The organism is Promicromonospora kroppenstedtii DSM 19349 (genome assembly GCF_000515355.1).
Classification (GTDB): Bacteria; Actinomycetota; Actinomycetes; order Actinomycetales; family Cellulomonadaceae; genus Promicromonospora; species Promicromonospora kroppenstedtii.
This window is the reverse complement of the sequence record NZ_KI911577.1, coordinates 14,191-14,852: the sequence shown is the minus strand read 5'-3', so window position 1 is coordinate 14,852 and position 662 is coordinate 14,191. Positions and strand designations below refer to the sequence as shown.

The window sequence follows — 662 nt, the reverse complement described above, 5'->3', positions numbered from 1 at the left end:
AGGCTCATGACCGACGCCGTCATCTTCCCGGACGTCGAGGCGCTTCTCCTCGCCTACCTGAAGCCGCTCGTCGCCCCCGTCAAAGTCGTGACGAAGGTCCCCGCAGCGCGTCCCGCCTCCTTCGTGAAGCTGGTCCGCGTCGGGGGCCCCGCCGAGACCGGGTCACCGACCGCCCGATGGTCGTGTTCCAGGCTGGGGGCCCGACTCCGTCGCGGCCTCTGAGCTCGCCCGCCGCGTGCACGCCCATGTGTACGCGCTCGCCCAGACGAGCACGCCTCAGGGCTACGTCAGCGCTGTGAACGAGGTCGGCGGCCTCCAGTACTTCCCCGACCCCGAGAGCGGGCAGGACTGCTACCAGTTCACGGCCCAGCTCCAGACCCGAGGAGTCCCTCTGTGAAGGTCCGCCACCCGCACATCTACCCGCCCGTCGTGATCGGCGTCGCCGACGAGCGCGTCGAGTCGCACCTCGCGGCGGGCTGGCTTCTCGACGAGGCCCCGGCCGACGAAGAGGCCGAAACCCCTACCCCCGAACGCCCCCGACGGACACGCCGCGCGGGCTCTGACTCCCAGAAGGAGACCGCAGCATGAGCAACTCTGCGAACATCGTCGCGGGCAAGCCGCTCGCGACCGGCGGCGTCCGCATCGGCCCGCTCGGCGCCACC

The 662-nt window shown here is 71.3% G+C and carries 3 protein-coding genes; all 3 read left to right on the top strand.

Annotated elements, in window-relative coordinates; genetic code table 11:
* The coding region (locus PROKR_RS36720; RefSeq protein WP_036959125.1) for a hypothetical protein at nt 1–222 on the top strand (222 nt) is incomplete at its 5' end.
* Between the two features lie 13 nt (nt 223–235).
* Complete coding sequence (locus tag PROKR_RS32135) at nt 236–397, top strand: hypothetical protein (protein ID WP_157601809.1); 162 nt, start codon at nt 236–238, stop codon at nt 395–397.
* Nucleotides 394–588, top strand: coding sequence for a hypothetical protein (locus PROKR_RS01605; RefSeq protein ID WP_036959124.1), 195 nt, complete (start codon nt 394–396; stop codon nt 586–588). The genes PROKR_RS32135 and PROKR_RS01605 overlap by 4 nt, the downstream gene beginning before the upstream one ends.
* The last annotated feature ends 74 nt before the right edge of the window (nt 589–662 follow it).